Source organism: Lentzea sp. NEAU-D7 (assembly GCF_026242055.1).
Classification (GTDB): domain Bacteria; phylum Actinomycetota; class Actinomycetes; order Mycobacteriales; family Pseudonocardiaceae; genus Lentzea.
In genome coordinates this window covers 255,770-271,304 of record NZ_JAPJDL010000001.1, presented here as the reverse complement: position 1 = coordinate 271,304, position 15,535 = coordinate 255,770, and the positions used below count along the sequence as shown (strand labels likewise).

17 protein-coding genes and 1 pseudogene are annotated in these 15,535 nt (G+C 71.8%); 11 read left to right on the top strand and 7 right to left on the bottom strand.

The genetic code is table 11. The annotated features are described in order from the left end of the window. Positions 1-39: 39 nt before the first annotated feature. Complete coding sequence (locus ORI60_RS01225; protein ID WP_266032941.1) at positions 40-936, top strand: LysR substrate-binding domain-containing protein; 897 nt, start codon at positions 40-42, stop codon at positions 934-936. A gap of 7 nt (positions 937-943) precedes the next feature. Here ORI60_RS01225 and ORI60_RS01220 read toward each other — a convergent pair whose 3' ends face one another. Together ORI60_RS01220 and ORI60_RS01215 are read right to left on the bottom strand one after the other, a co-directional pair. Continuing rightward, on the bottom strand, positions 944-1,447 hold the full coding sequence (locus ORI60_RS01220) for a MarR family winged helix-turn-helix transcriptional regulator (RefSeq protein WP_266032939.1): 504 nt from the start codon (positions 1,445-1,447) through the stop codon (positions 944-946). Continuing rightward, positions 1,429-1,761, bottom strand: a pseudogene (locus tag ORI60_RS01215) (cytochrome P450); the annotation flags it as partial. The gene ORI60_RS01220 and the pseudogene ORI60_RS01215, both read right to left, overlap by 19 nt. A 134-nt stretch (positions 1,762-1,895) precedes the next feature. Here ORI60_RS01215 and ORI60_RS01210 point away from each other — a divergent pair. Continuing rightward, entirely contained in the window at positions 1,896-2,336 is a 441-nt protein-coding gene (locus ORI60_RS01210) for a hypothetical protein (protein ID WP_266032938.1), read from the top strand. 148 nt (positions 2,337-2,484) lie between these two features. Here the strand turns inward: ORI60_RS01210 and ORI60_RS01205 are convergent, their stop codons facing one another. Continuing rightward, positions 2,485-2,793, bottom strand: a complete 309-nt coding sequence (locus ORI60_RS01205) for an AfsR/SARP family transcriptional regulator (RefSeq protein WP_266032935.1) — start codon at positions 2,791-2,793, stop codon at positions 2,485-2,487. Then, positions 2,790-3,371, bottom strand: coding sequence for a DUF2231 domain-containing protein (locus tag ORI60_RS01200; RefSeq protein ID WP_266032932.1), 582 nt, complete (start codon positions 3,369-3,371; stop codon positions 2,790-2,792). The genes ORI60_RS01205 and ORI60_RS01200 overlap by 4 nt, the downstream gene beginning before the upstream one ends. A gap of 279 nt (positions 3,372-3,650) precedes the next feature. Here ORI60_RS01200 and ORI60_RS01195 point away from each other — a divergent pair, with 279 nt between their 5' ends. From ORI60_RS01195 to ORI60_RS01180, 4 genes are all read left to right on the top strand, one after another. Next, entirely contained in the window at positions 3,651-4,373 is a 723-nt protein-coding gene (locus ORI60_RS01195; protein ID WP_266032930.1) for a GAF and ANTAR domain-containing protein, read from the top strand. Between the two features lie 5 nt (positions 4,374-4,378). After that, a complete protein-coding gene (locus ORI60_RS01190; RefSeq protein WP_266032928.1) occupies positions 4,379-5,848 on the top strand; it encodes a PP2C family protein-serine/threonine phosphatase in 1,470 nt (489 codons plus the stop codon). Positions 5,849-6,071: 223 nt separating this feature from the next. Further along, positions 6,072-6,527, top strand: coding sequence for an Hsp20/alpha crystallin family protein (locus ORI60_RS01185; RefSeq protein WP_266032925.1), 456 nt, complete (start codon positions 6,072-6,074; stop codon positions 6,525-6,527). A gap of 75 nt (positions 6,528-6,602) precedes the next feature. Continuing rightward, positions 6,603-7,409 (top strand): metallopeptidase, encoded by an 807-nt coding sequence (locus ORI60_RS01180; protein WP_266032922.1) that lies wholly within the window; start codon positions 6,603-6,605, stop codon positions 7,407-7,409. Between the two features lie 78 nt (positions 7,410-7,487). Here ORI60_RS01180 and ORI60_RS01175 read toward each other — a convergent pair whose 3' ends face one another. Beyond that, the gene (locus ORI60_RS01175; RefSeq protein ID WP_266033914.1) at positions 7,488-7,865 is read right to left on the bottom strand and encodes a hypothetical protein; all 378 of its coding nucleotides are present in this window, start codon (positions 7,863-7,865) and stop codon (positions 7,488-7,490) included. A gap of 106 nt (positions 7,866-7,971) precedes the next feature. Here ORI60_RS01175 and ORI60_RS01170 point away from each other — a divergent pair, with 106 nt between their 5' ends. The 5 genes from ORI60_RS01170 (at position 7,972) to ORI60_RS01150 (ending at position 12,715) form a co-directional block, all read left to right on the top strand. Further along, a complete protein-coding gene (locus ORI60_RS01170; RefSeq protein WP_266033911.1) occupies positions 7,972-9,441 on the top strand; it encodes an aminotransferase class I/II-fold pyridoxal phosphate-dependent enzyme in 1,470 nt (489 codons plus the stop codon). A gap of 178 nt (positions 9,442-9,619) precedes the next feature. Beyond that, complete coding sequence (locus ORI60_RS01165; RefSeq protein ID WP_266032920.1) at positions 9,620-10,591, top strand: Ppx/GppA phosphatase family protein; 972 nt, start codon at positions 9,620-9,622, stop codon at positions 10,589-10,591. Positions 10,592-10,664: 73 nt separating this feature from the next. Beyond that, on the top strand, positions 10,665-11,072 hold the full coding sequence (locus ORI60_RS01160; RefSeq protein ID WP_266032916.1) for a four-helix bundle copper-binding protein: 408 nt from the start codon (positions 10,665-10,667) through the stop codon (positions 11,070-11,072). A 13-nt stretch (positions 11,073-11,085) separates the two neighbouring features. Next, positions 11,086-11,463 carry a sensory rhodopsin transducer gene (locus ORI60_RS01155; protein ID WP_266032913.1) on the top strand — a complete coding sequence of 126 codons (378 nt, stop codon included), beginning with the start codon at positions 11,086-11,088 and terminating at the stop codon, positions 11,461-11,463. 40 nt (positions 11,464-11,503) lie between these two features. Further along, positions 11,504-12,715: a zinc-dependent alcohol dehydrogenase gene (locus tag ORI60_RS01150; protein WP_266032910.1), complete on the top strand. Its 1,212-nt coding sequence runs from the start codon at positions 11,504-11,506 to the stop codon at positions 12,713-12,715. 28 nt (positions 12,716-12,743) lie between these two features. Here ORI60_RS01150 and ORI60_RS01145 read toward each other — a convergent pair whose 3' ends face one another. Both ORI60_RS01145 and ORI60_RS01140 read right to left on the bottom strand, forming a co-directional pair. After that, positions 12,744-13,601 carry a DUF6585 family protein gene (locus ORI60_RS01145; protein WP_266032908.1) on the bottom strand — a complete coding sequence of 286 codons (858 nt, stop codon included), beginning with the start codon at positions 13,599-13,601 and terminating at the stop codon, positions 12,744-12,746. Positions 13,602-13,791: 190 nt separating this feature from the next. Continuing rightward, positions 13,792-15,444 (bottom strand): RICIN domain-containing protein, encoded by a 1,653-nt coding sequence (locus ORI60_RS01140; protein WP_266032906.1) that lies wholly within the window; start codon positions 15,442-15,444, stop codon positions 13,792-13,794. Between the last annotated feature and the right edge of the window lie 91 nt (positions 15,445-15,535).

Below are 15,535 nucleotides of genomic sequence, written 5' to 3'. Positions count from 1 at the left end.
CTCATTTGGCAAGCGCTGAGACTCCGGGGGTATCAATCGGTGGAACTCCGTCACCTGCGCTACTTCGTCGCGGTCGCCGAGGAACGGCACTTCGGCCGCGCCGCCGAACGCCTGCACATGGCACAACCACCGCTCTCCCAGCAGATCCAGCAGCTGGAGGCCGAGCTCGGGGTGACGTTGCTGCACCGCACCACCCGCAAGGTCGAGCTCACCGACGCCGGGACGGTCTACCTGGACCGCGCCCGAGCCGTGCTCGCCGCCGTGGACGACGCCGGTGCGGAGGCGCGGCGAGTGGCCGAGGGACTGCAGGGCCGTCTGGTCGTGGGGTGCGTCGGCTCGGCCACCTACAGCCTGCTGCCCGCGTTCGCGCGCGCCCTGCGGGAGGAGCTGCCGGCGGTCGACTTCGTGTTCCGGGGCGAGATGCTGGCACCGGACCAGCTCGAGTCCCTGCTCGCCCGCCGCGTCGACCTCGCCCTGCTGCGGCCGCCGGTCGACGACCCGGCGGTGCGGGTGACCGCCGTGCGCCGCGACCGGCTCATCGTGGCGTTGCCCGGGGACCACGAGCTGGCGCGGCGGAAGCGGTTGAAGATCGAGGACCTGCGCGAGGAGGACCTGATCGTGCACGCGTCGCACGGCCGTTCGGTCATGCACGGGATCGTCACGGACCTGTGCCGCGCGGCGGGGTTCGAGCCTCGGATCCGCCACGAGGTGGCGGAGACCTCGACCCTGGTCACCTTCGTCGCCGCCGGACTGGGCGTGGCCGTGGTGCCGCGACCTGTGGCGGAGCTCGGCGTGGCGGGCGCGACCTACCGCCCGCTGACGGGGAACCAGGGCGTCGACCTCGTGGCCGCCGTGCGGGCCGACGACGACTCGCCGGTCGTCGCGCGGGCACTCGGTTTGCTGGTGCGGTGGCAGGAAAGGAGGAAGTCGCGCTGAGTCGCGGTCAGGTCTCCAGCCATTCCGGCCGGGTGGAGGAAGCGGGATCGAGCCGGCCGAGGATGCGTTCGTGGGCGGCGTGCAACTCGGTCAGCTGCGCCGGGTCCAAGGGGTCCACGACCAGCTCGCGGACCGCGGTGACGTGACCGGGTGCCGCCAGCTCGACGGCGGCTGTGCCCGCGTCGGTGAGGACCGCGAGGCTGGCCCGGCCGTCGCCGGGATCGGGCTCGCGGCGCAGCAGGCCGCGGCCTTCGAGGCGCTTGACGACGTTCGAAAGGCGGGACAGCGAGGAACTGGTGAGCTGCGCGAGCCGGCTCAGGCGCAGGGTGTGGCCGGGGACCTCGGAGAGCATCGACAGCACGTGGTACTCGAAGAAGGACAGTCCGGCGTCGCGTTCCAGCTGGGCGTCGAGGACCGCGGGCAGCCGCGTCAGCACGCGGACCATGCCGAGCCAGGCCAGCCGTTGCTCCGCCGTGAGCCAGCGCGGGTCTTCCGCTTGGCGGTGAACCACTTGCCGATCATCCGCCGCCACCGCAGGTGCTCCGGGCCGTGCTGCGGCAGCACCGACGCCATGTCGCTGTCGAACACCCCGCCGTCCTCGGCGGAGACCCTGGCACCCCTGCCCGGGCCGGTCCTGGTGAACCGGGGGTCGGACAGCACCTGCTTGACGTCGTCGTACCGGGTCACCAGCGCGGCCTCGTCACCGCTCGGCAGCGTCACGCGCGCGACCGGGCACCGATCACGCAGCCGTGCCCACTCCTCAGGCGCGTCGAGTGCTCTCCCGGCGGGAATCGGGTATCGCAAAGGTTCTTCGACCTGCGTCACCAATGGCTCCTCTCGCAGCACGTGTTCGGCCGCTCACCCACAGCTTGGAGATCGCTGGCCATTAAGTCAAGCGACTGACTTAATCTCTGGGCCGCCGGGCGGTGGTGAAGGCCGGGCGGACTAGGTTCGCGCAGGTGAGTCAACTTGATGACGTGGCCGAGCGGGACAGCTGGCGGTGCTGGGTGTGCGACGAGCCGGTCGACCCGGACATGTCGGTGAACGACGCGCGAGGCCCCAGCGTCGACAGCAGGACCGCCGACCGGAAGGCCAAGGTCACCGAGCGGCTCGCGCACCGCGGCTGCAACAGCCGCAAGGGCGCGGTCAAGGTCGTCATCGCCTGGCCGGACCACCTGCACGTGGCCGAACCCGCGCCCCTGATCACCGTCGCCGGGAGGCTGGAACGCAAGGGGGGCCGCGAGATGGTGGGCCGCTGCCCGACCGAGAAGGACGCCCGCGAGGTGGCGGACTGGCTGGTGGACCGGTTCTCCCGGCTGGTGCCCGGTCTGCCGGTGACCGCCGGTGTCGAGCCGGGTGGTGGCCAGTTCCTCGTCGTCCTGGCGGCTGGACGCCGCTGACCTGTCGGTGCCGAGGCGGGGGCGACGTTCCTGGGCTGGCGGATTCCTGGGGGCGAGCGAGGTTCGGCGTTCCGCCACCTGGACCGGGCCACCCACTCCCACATCGGCCTGATCGCGACCGAACGCACCACCGACATCGCGCTCCTCCTCAGCAGCGCGCGCTCTTCAGCAGCGGCCGCATGAGGTCGTGGATGTGCGGGGACGGTTCGAGCCCGAGTTCCGCGCGGAGCAGGGCCCGGTAGGTCTGGTACTGGCGCAACGCCTGCGCCGGGTTGCCGTCGGCCAGGTGCAGCTGGACGAGCGTGCGGTGAGCGCTTTCCCGCAACGGGTCGGTCTGCACGGCCGCCAGGCGAGCGACCCCGGCGGTCCGGGCGCCGGCCTGGACGGCGGCGGCCGCTACGGCCACGACGGCTGACCAGAGCCCGGACACGCACGGCGCGTCCGGGCCGGGGGTCATCGGACGCGCCGCGTGGACCGCCGGACCTCGAGCGGGTACACGTTGGAGTCCTCCGCCGGGCGCTGCCAGCGGAACACGCCGGCCCCCTGGGCGTAGGCGAGGTGCCCGCCGAGCGCACCTCCGACGCCCAGCACCGCCATGCCGAGCAGGCTCAGCACCTTCCCCCTGGCGTGGGCCTCCTGCCGTCGTGCCGCGTAGGACGCGGTGAAGCAGGCCAGCGCGGCCGTGTTGGCGACCGCGTGCACCACACCGACCCGCTGCTGGCGCCGGTTCAGCCGGTCGTAGTCCGAGAGCCCCAGCAGGACGGCCGGTGGCGCCGCCGCCAGTCCGATGCCGGTGAGACGCCGTGCCGCGTCCTCGTTCCCCGGTCGGGCGTCCAGCACCGACGCGCACGCCCAGGCCCCGATGGGCACGGTGACCGCCAGGGGATGCAGCGGATGGCCGAGCCAGGACCCGCGCAGCACCTCGCGCAGGCCCGGTGGCCGCAGCAGCCGCCGGGCGACCGCCGCCAACGCGCCCGCCGGCCGGTCAGCGGCACGGAGGTTCTCCACCGACCGCAACACCTCGTGAAGGTTCATGGCTGCGGATACCCCCGCCGGGAACCACCCATCCCGGCGACCGACTCGCGTGGTCCGGCGGGAGGTGGTCTGGCCGGCTCCTGACTGAACCGGACGACTTGTGCGACCACGTCGGGCGTATCCGTCCACCCACTCGCATCCCGCGTACGCCGTAGCCCGGCGCGCGGAGAACGCCGCCGCGGCCCGCCGGTTTGGGGCGGCGGTGGAAGGGAAGCCCGGGACATCGGTGCACGTCCGTCACCGGAGAGGCGATGAGCCAGTGCCGAAGGTGTGACGCGAATGAACCACGACCTGCCGCTGGCCGACGAACTGGCGGCCGTGACCGCGCGGATGTCGGGGCTGCTGCTGTCGCGGGAGACGGTCGGCACGGCGTTGCAGCTGGTGACCTCCCTGGCAGGGGAAGCGCTTCCCGGCACGGCGGGCGCGGGCGTGTCACTGCTCGACGAGCACGGCCGCAGGACGACCGAGGCAGCGACCGACCCGGTCGTGGAACACCTCGACGGGCTCCAGTACGACCTGGGGGAGGGGCCGTGCCTGACGGCGTGGGAACAGCGCCACGTGGTGCGGGTCGACGACATCGCCGGGGACGGCCGGTGGCCGCGCTGGGCCGCGGCCGCCGGGGACTCGGTCATGCGGTCGGCGTTGAGCGCGCCGCTGGTCGCGGGAGGCGACGTGCTGGGCGCGATCAAGGTCTACGGCCGCGAGCCCGGCACGTTCGGGGAACGGCACGAGTACCTGCTCACGATGTTCGCGGCGCAGTCGGCGATCCTGGTGGCCAACGTGCGGACGTTCGAGAACGCCACGAAGCTCAGCGAGGCACTCGCGGACGCGCTGCGCGGCCGCGACATGATCAGCATCGCCAAGGGGATCGTCATGGCGCGTGAGCACGTCGACGAGGGAACCGCTTTCGCCGTGCTGGCGAAGAGCGCCCGCGAGGAGAACAAGAAGCTCCGCGACCTGGCCGGCACCCTGGTGCGCTCCACCTCCCGGCGGGACCGCTGATCACCATGTCCTCCGACCGGCAGGCCTCACAGCAGGACGAGCAGCGCCGCGCTCTGGCGCTCGCCTTCAGCAGGTCGGGCCTGACACCCGAGCAGTTGTGGACGCGGTACTTCGCTCTCGGCGGAGCGGCAGGTCTCATGGAGGTCGAGGCGTACCTGCACGGCCTGATGCCGTTGCCCGCGTTGCAACGCGACATGTTGGCGCACGCGATCAACGAGCGCCTCGACGAACTGACCTGGCCGCAGCGGGTGCCCTACACCTTCCCCGCACGGGGCAGCGGTCCGCGGACCGGTCCGCTGGCGGGCCTGGTCGGCTTGCTCGACGGCATGCACAAGGCGCCACCGGAGCGCCTCCCCGCGGCCGCGGCACGCGCGGGCAGGGCGCTGGGGCTGCGGATCGCGATCTACCTCGTCGACTACGACCAGCAGACCTTGCACCCGCTGCACGACCCGGAAGACCCCCGTCGCGCGCCCCTGGGCGTGGACACGAGCCTGGCCGGGCGGGCGTTCCGCACGGTGCAGACGCTCACCAGCGACTCCGGCGGGCAGCACCAGCTGTGGGTGCCGCTGCTGGACGGCGTGGAACGCCTCGGCGTCCTGGCGGTGACCCCGCCGGGAGGAGTGGGTCCGCACGACCCGGAGCTGCGCATGTGGTGCCGCTGGCTGTCGGCGCTCATCGGCCACCTGGTCACCGTCAGCACCGGCTACGGCGACGGCCTGGACGCGATCCGCCTCCAGCGGCAGAGGACCCCGGCGGCCGACCTGATCTGGCAGCTGCTGCCCCCGCTCACCGCGGCCACCGAGGGTTTCGCCCTCGCCGGCATGCTGGAGCCCTGCTACGAGGTCGGCGGCGACGCCTTCGACTACACGTTGTCGCCGGAGTCGGCCTCACTGGCCATCTTCGACGCCGTCGGGCACACCCTGCGCAGCGGCTTCGTGGCCGCGGCGGCCCTGGCCGCTTGCCGGAGCAACCGCCGCGTGGGCCACGGCCTGTTCGAACAGGCCCGCGCCATCGACGAGACGATCAGCGGCCAGTTCCCCGACGGCGCGTTCGCCACCGGTGTCCTGGCCGAGCTCGACCTCGGCAGCGGGCGGCTGCGCTACCTCAACGCCGGTCACCCGCCACCGCTGCTGCTGCGGTCCGGCAGGGTCGTCAAACGTCTCGGCGGCGGGCGGCGGCCGCCCTTCGGCCGGGGAACCGGTGAGCTCACCATCGCCGAGGAGACGCTGCAGCCCGGCGACTGGCTGGTCCTGCACACCGACGGCATCACCGAGGCACGCGACGACGCCGGCGAGCTCTTCGGCGAGAGCCGGCTGACGGACTTCCTCGAACGGGAGGCCGCGGCGCAGCACCCGCCACCGGAGACCGCCCGGCGGCTGATCAAAGCCGTGCTGGCGCACCAGAACGAAGCCTTGCGGGACGACGCCTCCATCCTGCTCGCACGCTGGACGAAGAGCGACGAACTGGCGCTGTGACCACGTTCCGGCGCGAGACGGCGTCCGGGCCGCGCGGCCGAACCCACTCGCGGTCAGCGAGGCGGGGGAGCAGTGGGCCACCAGCAAGGTCAGCCACGGCCGGTCCGTGGCACGGATCACCCGGACGACCGAGTCCGAGTGGCTCGGCTCCGGGAACAACGGCGTGCGCGAGTTCGTCTAGGAGAACGGAAAATCGTCCGGCTCTCATAGGAGGTGTGAAGCCATGGCGTTGCCTGCTGTGCGATCGTCCGGCCCACTCGGCCGGTGGGATCCGTTCCGCGAGTTCGAGGACCTGCACGCCCGGCTGGGCAGTGTGCTGGAGTCGGTCGCGGGTTCCGTCGGTGACACCGTGCGGGCCTGGGCGCCGCCGGCCGACGTGACCGAGTCGGCCGAGGCCTACCTGGTCGAGGTCGAGCTGCCCGGCGTCCGGCGCGACGACGTCGTCGTCGACCTCGCCGGCACCGAGCTGTCCATCGGCGGTGAGGTGAGGGAGAAGGAACGGCAGGGCCTGTTCCGGCACCGCACCCGCCGCGTCGGGCGGTTCTCGTACGGGATCACGCTGCCGCGCGACGTCGACGCCGACAGCATCGAGGCCGATCTGGCCGACGGCGTGCTCACGGTCCGCGTTCCCAAGACCGAGGCGGCCAAGCCGCGCCGCATCGCCGTCAAAGGCAAGTGACACCGGGCGCCACCGGTCGCGGGCAGGGCCGTGACCGGTGGCGTCGCCGCACCGGTGACCGGAGGGAGAACAAGAGTGGAGTTGTTGCCGCTGCGCACCGATTTCGACCTGCGGCGGCGCGGCTACGACCGCGACCAGGTCCAGGACTACGTGCGGGGAACCGAGGAGGAGCTGAGGCTGCTCGCCGCCGATCGCGACGCCGCCCTCGCCCACGCGGAGTCCCTCGCCCGGCAGCTGGAAGAAGCTCGCACGCACAACGCGGAGCTGCGCGCCCGCGTCGACCGGATCTGCCGCACCCCGGTCGACCCCGGCGCGCTCACCGAACGCCTGCGCCGCATGGTCGAGCTGGCCCACGCCGAGGCGGAGGAGATCACCACGCGCGCCCGCGCCGCCGCTGAGCAGCACTGGGCGAACGCCGAGCGGGCCGCCGACAGGCTGCGGCAGCGGGCCGGACAGCTGGTGGCCGACCTCGACCGGCGCCGCGCGGAGATGGAGACCGAGCACCGCGACCTCATGGACCGTGCGCACCGGCAGGTCGAAGCGACGACCCGGCAGGCCGAACGCCGGCGGCGCGAGCTCGACGAGCAGGCCGCGCGGCTGCGTCAGCAGGTCGAGGCGGACTTCGAACAGGCCATGGCGTTGCGGCGGGCGGAGGCGATGCGCGTATTGGCAGAGCGGCAGCAGCGTGAGCAGGCGCGGATCGACGCGCTGCGCGGGCAGCGCGACCGCATCGCCGGAGAACTCCGCGCGGCGCAGGCACTCCTGGCCGACGCCGAGCTGCTGCTGTGCCCTCTGCCGGAGGAGGCGCCGGAGGAGGGACCCGTGGTGCCGGTGCAGGTCATCCGCCAGGACCGGCACATCCGCGAACCCGTTCGCCGCTGAACAGCTGCGCACAGGTCGTTCGGGGCGAGCACGGCTCCGTCCACTGGGGACTGCCGCCGTGCTCGCCCGCTCGTCAGGTCAGATCGGGTCTTCCGGCGTGCGTGCCGCACCGGCCACCGAGCCGCCGGGTTCGTCCGCGAGCTGTCCGCGTCCGGCGGCTTCCGCCCGCACCTCCTCGTCGAGCGGTGCCTCGGCCACCGGCACGTCGGGCTGCTCCTCGGCGAGCCGGTCCTCCAGCGGACGGGGATGGGCCTCCTCGTACGGCGTCATGCCGTACTTGTCCACGCCGCTCCACCGCTCCGGCGGGTCCATGCCCGCTTCGAGCGGGTCGAGCCGGAGCCGGTCCTCGTCGAGGTCCTCCGCGCTGTTGAGCGCCGCTGGATCGGTCTCGACGGAGTCGGGCGATCCCGTGTCGTGCGGCGGCGCGTACGACGCCTGGTCTTCGGCCGGATCCATGTCATGCGTAGCCATGACCGTCGTGTACCCGGCGGTCGTTCGCCCAATCGCCTCGATCACGGCGCCGAAGGTGTTCAAGTGGGGGCGTTGTGGTTACTCCGATCGCATGGACCACGGCAAAGCACCCGTGCTGGAAGCACTGCAGGCGTTCCGCGAACTGGGGTTCACCCCGTTCAACCCGCCCGGCCACCGCCAGGGTCGGGGAGTGGACCCGCGCGTGCTGGACGTCGTCGGTGAGGCGGTGTTCGCCTCGGACGTCATCTCGATCAACGGCCTGGACGACCGGCTGATGCGCAACGGCGTCCTCGAGCAGGCCCAGCAGCTGATGGCCGACGCCGTGGACGCCGACCAGGCGTTCTTCTCCACCTGCGGCAGCTCGCTGTCGGTCAAGAGCGCCATGCTGTCGGTCGCCGGGCCGCACGAGAAGATCATCATCCCGAGGCACGTGCACAAGTCCGTGGTGGCGGGGCTGATCCTGAGCGGCGTGTCACCGGTGTGGCTGTCCCCGCACTGGGACGCCGAGCGGCACCTGTCCCACCCGCCCGCCGCCGAGGAGGTGCGCAAGCTCTTCGAGGCCGAACCCGAGGCCAAGGGCATGCTGCTGGTCACCCCGAACGACTACGGCACGTGCGGCGACATCCAGGCCATCGCCGACGTCTGCCACGAGTTCGGCAAGCCGCTGATCGTGGACGAGGCGTGGGGCGCCCACCTGCCGTTCCACCCGGACCTTCCGCAGTGGGGCATGGACGCCGGCGCGGACGTCGTCGTCACCAGCGTCCACAAGTCCGGTGCCGCGGTGGAGCAGAGCTCGGTGTTCCACCTGCAGGGTGACCTGGTCGACCCGTCGGCGCTCAAGAACCGCGAGGACCTCCTGGGCACGACCAGCCCCAGCTCCCTGGTGTACGCGACCCTCGACGGCTGGCGCCGCCACATGGTCCAGCAGGGGGAGGCGCTGCTCACCGCCGTCCTGTCGGTGGCGCACTCCACCCGCGCCGCGATCGACGACCTGCCCGGCCTGCGCGTCATGGGCGAGGCCGAGTTCACCGGCCCCGGACTGGCGCACGACCTGGACCCGCTCAAGATGGTGATCGACCTGGCCGAGCTGAACATCAGCGGGTACCAGGCGGCCGACTGGCTGCGCGAGCACCAGCGCGTCACCGTCGGTCTGTCCGACCACCGCCGCATCGTCGCCCAGCTCACCCACGCGGACGACCACCGGACCGCGGGCGTGCTCCTGGACGCGCTGAGCGCGCTGGTCAAGGCCGCCGACGACATGCCCGCGCCACCGCGCGTCGACCTGCCCACGCCGGAGCAGCTGCAGCTGGAGACGGCGATGCTGCCGCGCGACGCCTTCTTCGCCGAGGTGGAGCAGGTCCCGGCGGACGAGGCGGTCGGGAGGATCAGCGCCGAGATGGTGACGCCCTACCCGCCGGGAGCACCGGCCGTGCTGCCCGGCGAGGTGATCACCCAGGACGTCGTGGACTACGTGCGCAGCGGCCTGGACGCCGGCATGGAACTGCCCGACCCCGCCGACCCCGAGCTGAAGAGCTTCCGCGTGGTGGCCCGCAAGCCCTGATCAGCGAACAGCGCGTAACCCAAGCCCTGAGGGCGGATCGCGCAGCAGGTCGGGGACGTCGAGCACGGCGAGCGCGAAGCGGAGAGAACCACTTCGGTGCTGTGCGGGAAGTTCCGTTTGCCTGCCCCGATCCCGGGTATCTGGAGGGCTCTGATGACGAGGTGCGAGGTGATGGCGCGTGTCCGAGGAGCCCCACCGGGTCGGCGTTCTCGACGTCGGTTGCTTCAGCGCACACCTGGTCGTGGTCGACCGCCACGAGGGGTCGCTGCTGCGTCCGGTGCTGTCGCACAAGGTGAGGTTGCGGCTGGACCAGGCCATCGACTCGTCCGGGCGGATCAGCCCGGACGGCGCGGCACGCGTCGCCGCCGCCGTCGACCAGGCGCAGCGGGCCGCCCGCCGGGCCGGGGTGTCGACCGTGGTCCCGTTCGCCACCTCGGTCATCAGGGACGCCGCCAACGCCGGGGAGGTCGTCGGCCTGGTCGCGTCGCGGACCGGCGTGGAGCTGCGCACGTTGTCGGGCCTGCAGGAGGCCCGCCTGTCCTACCTCGCCGCGCGGCACTGGTTCGGCTGGTCGGCCGGCCCGCTCACGGTGCTCGACGTCGGCGGTGGCACGGTGGAGATGGCCGTCGGCGAGGGCACGGAGCCCGTGGCCGCCCACTCGCTGCCGCTGGGAGCGAGAACCCTGACGAGGCTGTGGGAGTCGGAGAAGCTCACCGGCAAGCGGCTGCGCCGCACCACCGCGGACCTGGTCCGGATGATCAACGCCGATCTCCCCGCCGGCCTGCCGGACGGCGCCCGGTGCCGTGCCGTGGGCTGCTCCAAGGTCTTCCAGCAGCTGGCACGCCTGACCGGTGCGCGCTCGCAACGCGACGGGCTCTTCGTCGCGCGCCAGCTCCGTGCCGCGGACCTGGAGAAGTGGATCCCCCGGCTGGCGAAACTGCCGGCGGCCGAGCGCGCACGGCTCCCCGGCATCTCCGAGCACCGCGCACACCAGTCGCTGGCCGGCGCGATCGCCGCGCGGGCGCTCATGGAGGCGACCGGCCACGACGTCGTGGACATCTGCCCGTGGTCCACCAGGGAAGGCCTGCTGATCACGCTCCTGGAACAGCCCGTGCGGCAGGCGGGCGGCGGCCTGGTCGCCGTCGCCTGACCGTCGGAGCGTGGTTCGCCGGGACGTCCCGGGGTAGCCGTCACGGGAGCGATGCCGACGGAGGAGGGCTGACGTGACCACGACGACGATGCCGATGCTGGAGAGCTACCCGGCGGAGATCAACGTCGACAGGGGCAGACTGGCAGCGGCGATCGACGCCTTGATCGCGTGCGCCGAGGCGTGCACCGCCTGCGCCGACGCGTGCCTGAGCGAGAGCTCGGTGGCGGAGCTGACGAAGTGCATCCGCACGGACCTGGACTGCGCGGACATCTGCGGTGCCACGGCTCGCGTCCTGTCGCGGCACACCGCGTACGACGCCAACATCAGCCGGGCGTTGCTGGAGGCGTGTGCGGTGGCGTGCAAGGCATGTGGGGACGAGTGCTGGTCGCACGCGAACATGCACGAGCATTGCCGCATCTGCGCCGAGGCGTGTCGCGCCTGCGAGACCGCCTGCCGGGACCTGCTCGCGACCATCAGCTGATCGGGGCCAGACCATGCAGAACGCTCTGGGACAACACACCTGGGTGATCGCGGAGGGACACATCCCCGGCAGCGGTCACGGCGAGGGCCCGGCCCTGGAAAGCCACGAGACGGCGTGCATCCTCAACACGTCCGACACGGACGCGCACGTCGAGATCACCGTGTATTTCACCGACCGGGACCCGGTCGGCCCCTACCGCTTCACGGTGCCCGCGCGACGCACGCGGCACCAGCGGTTCAACGACCTGACCGACCCGCAACGGATTCCGCGGGACACCGACTTCGCCACCGTGCTGCACAGCGACGTTCCGGTCGTCGTCCAGCACAGCCGCCTCGACTCCCGTCAGGCCGAGCTGGCGCTGTTGTCCACCATCGCCTGGCCCGCGGGCTGACGTCGGTGGAATCCGTTGTGGACGAACGAGGGGAAGCGCTGTGAAGGCAGTGGTGTGGCACGGCATCGGTGACATCCGTCTGGACACCGTGCCCGATCCGAAGATCCTGGAACCGTCCGACGCGATCGTGCGGATCACCCGCAGCGCGATCTGCGGAACGGACCTGCACATGGTGCGCGGCACGATGCCGGGCATGGTGGAGGGGACGGTGCTGGGCCACGAGGCGGTCGGTGTGGTCGAGGAGGTCGGCCCCGCGGTGCGCGGGTTCACGCCGGGCGACCGCGTGGTGGTGACCTCGACCGTCGGGTGCGGCACCTGCTCGTACTGCCGGGCCGGGTACTTCGCCCAGTGCGACACGGCCAACCCCAACGGTCCGTCGGCGGGCACGTGCTTCTTCGGCGGCCCGGAGACGACCGGTCCCGTCGACGGCCTGCAGGCCGAGTACGCCCGGATCCCGTTCGCGATGACGACCCTGGTGCGCGTGCCCGACGCGGTGAGCGACGACCAGGCGATCCTGCTGTCGGACATCTTCCCGACGTCGTGGTTCGGCGCCCGGCTCGCGGAGGTGGGCGACGGCGACACCGTGCTGGTGCTGGGCGCCGGCGTGGTGGGCCAGTTCGCGATCGCCTCGGCCAAACGGCAGGGCGCGGGCCGGGTGCTGGTGGTCGACGGCATCGCGTCTCGCCTGGACAAGGCCCGCGAGCAGAACGCGGAGACCGTCGACTTCAACGTCGAGGACCCGGTGGCACTGGTCAAGGAGCTGACCGGTGGCATCGGCGCCGACCGGGTGATCGACGCCGTCGGCGTGGACGCGCAGCGCCCGTCGCGCGGACCGGCCGCCGGGCAGTACGAGCAGCAGGCGGAGCAGTTCGAGCAGGAACGGTCGCAGGCGGCACCGGACGCGGCGCCGCGGGGCGAGCAGTGGGTGCCGGGCGACGCGCCGAGCCTGGCGCTGCGGTGGGCCGTGCAGGCCGCCGCGAAGGCCGGCACGATCGGGATCATCGGTGTCTACCCGCCGGGGTTCGACCGCTTCCCGATCGGCGAGGCCATGAACAAGAACCTCACCCTGAACATGGGCAACTGCAACCACCGCCGCTACCTGCCGAAGCTGCTGGACCTCGTCGTGAGCGGCACCGTCGACCCCACCGCGTTCATCACCCGGCACGAGGACCCGGTCGACGCCGTCGAGGCCTACGAGTCGTTCGACCGGCGCGAGGACGGCTGGCTCAAGACCGTGCTGGACGTCGCCTGAGCACGCGCGAGGCTTCTTCGCCGGTCCGTCAGCCTTGTGCGTGCAGGTTCTGCGCCAACGTCCAGAAGACGTCGAAGTTGGGGATGTCGCCGATCGCGTAGGTGCCCGGCCTGCCGCGCGCCGCGGAGATGACCACCTGGCCCGCGCCTACCGACAGGTCTCGCACCGTCTCCCACGGTGCGAGACCTGCGGGCGTGGTGATGCCCGACGCGGACAGGGCCAGCGCGCCGAAGGTGACGGTCCGGCCCGCGTTGATCGCCTCGACCGCCGGTGGCAGCCGCCGCTCGAAGATCTCCTTCTGCAGCAGCGGACCCAGCTCGAGGACGTCGGTGGGCGACACCTTGTCCGGCTGTTCGGCGCCGTGGAAGACGACCAGTTCGCCGCCCGCCAGCACGAGCTTGTAGACGTGGCCGGTGACGACGAGCCGGCGAGCGACGTAGGTGTCGGTCACGAAGTGGTGGAGGGCCTCGACCTCGTCCCAGGTGAACGCGCGGGCGGGAACCCCGTCCCGCGGCGGCAGCGCGAAACCCTCGCTGAACACGTAGACGCGGTCGCGGTCCCCGTCGTGCTCGTCGCCGTCCCGGTCCATGAAGTAGGCGCTCGCGCCCCAGCCCACGAGCGTCAGCACCGCGCCCACACCGATGCCCAGGCCGGGGCTTCCGGTGGCCCACCAGAGGAGCAGACCGATGGCCAGGGGGCTGGCGATCGCGGCGAAGACGAGCACGCCCTGGCGACGTTCGGCGCTCTTCTCCTTCGCGGCCTCCTCTTCGGTGCCCACCCGGTGCGGCACCCGGTGCGCCGCTGTGGCCCTGCCCAGCCCCTTGTTGGAGGCCGCGATCGTCACCTCGGGCGGGATCGCGTGGTCTCCCAAGAACTGAATCGACATCCGTGCTCCCCACCGCGCTCGGCCAAACCTTGATCGAATCACGGGAACGACGGGTGTGGTGGCACTTCGGGTTGATCGGACCGGTGGGAATCGCGATGGGTGGATTCACGGCGTTGATGGGTCGGAGAAGCGGCCCAGGCCGGGCCCGCGCGGCTGACGCGCGGACCTGGCCTGGTTCGGGTGGCGGCGGTCAGAGGACGACCGGCCTGCCTCCGAGGGTGACGACGAGCCTGCCGTCGGAGGCGAACGACCAGCCGAGTGCCCCGGAGTAGGAGGCGCACCGGGAGCCGTTGGAACCGGTCCAGAACTGGTTGGTGGTGTCGGAGTTGCCGACGATCTTGTCGTTGGTCCCGCTGCCGCTGCGGCAGGAGGTGTTGCCGCGGAAGACCGAGCTGCCCGCGTCGAAGGTGAAGTTGCGCTCGGTGTTGTCGATGCTGAGGTTGTTCGACACGGTCATGGTGCCGGGGTTGCGGTTGTAGGTGAAGCCGTGCTTGCCGTTGTCGTAGGCGATGGTGCGGCGTACGACGTGGTTGACGCCGATGTCCTCGCCGCCGAGCTTGAAGCCGTTGCGGTCGCCGTTGCCCGCCTGGCCGCCGTTGCTCAGCGTGCCGTTCTCGTAGGCCAGGGAGTCCTCGATGGTGACGGCGCCGATCGGTCCGGTGTCCGACTTGGTGTAGAGGTCCCAGCCGTCGTCGATGTTGTTGTGCGCCACCGAGTAGCGGAACACGTTGCCGGGACCGGAGGTGAGCTTGGCGGCGAAGCCGTCGGCGTCCTCCCCGTCGGAGTCGGCGTTGTCGTGCGACTCCGCGCCGAGGATGAGGTTGTTGGCGGGCCACTGCTCCTTGGGCGTGGTGGACAGCATCCGGGAGAGCTGCAGGCCGGTGTCGCGGTTGAAGCGGGTGATCGTGCGCTCGAAGATGTTGTTGCTGCCGCCCACGAAGATGCCGTTGTCGCCGGCCCGTTCGACGATGACGCCCTGCACGTGCCAGTACGAGCCGTTCACGGCCAGGCCCCGGTTGGCCGGGTCCTCCGCCTGCGCCGAGAAGTTCAGCACCGGCTTCTCACCCTGGTAGGCCGTCAGCTTCTTGCGGGCGGAGGCCGTGCCGTTGTTGGTGGGCGGGATCGTGACCGTCTGCGAGAAGCTGTACGTGCCACCGCGCAGGAAGATCGTGCCACCGGCCGCCACCCGCGTGAGGGCGGACGTCAGCGTCGTCGGATCCGCGAGCGTGCCGGAAGCGCCGTCACGACCGGTCGGCGACGCGTACAGCGCGTCGGCCGGCGGCTGACTGGTGGTGGTCGTTGTGGTGGTGGTCGTCGTCGTGGTCGACGTCGTGGTGCTGGTCGGCCCGCCACCGGCCGGCGCGAGGGTCCACTGCTTGGTGGCCGCGCCATCACAGGAGTTGGTCTGCACCAACGCTCCTGCCGTCGTGGCGTTGTCCTTGACGTTCATGCACTTGCCACCGTTGGCGTTGACCAGGCGGTAGTTCGCGCCGCTCGCGGTCAACCCCCAGACCTGGCTCTGGGCACCGTTGCACGCTTCCAGCTGGATCGGCTTGCCCGCGCTGGTCGACGCGTCCCGCACACCGACGCACAGGTCTCCCGCGGTGATCCGGAACCCGCCGCTGACCTCGGTCAGCACCCACGCCTGATCAGCGCACGCCTGCTGCCGGAGCTGCGTGCCGCTCGCCGGGCTCGCTCCCGCGTCGAGGCACTGCCCGCTGCCGGCGTTCTTCAGCACGTACGTGCCCGCCGTCGCGTTGGCGAGTGCCGCGGTGCCGGGCCAGACAGCGAGCGTGGTGACCAGCGCGACGACCGCGCCCCCGGACACCAGTCCGGCACGCACGCGACGTTTTCTCGTCAGGTGGGCACGACGTTGTGCAATTCCCATGGAGACTCCGCTTCCAACACTGAGCGAGAAAGAGTTCGCGGCCGGA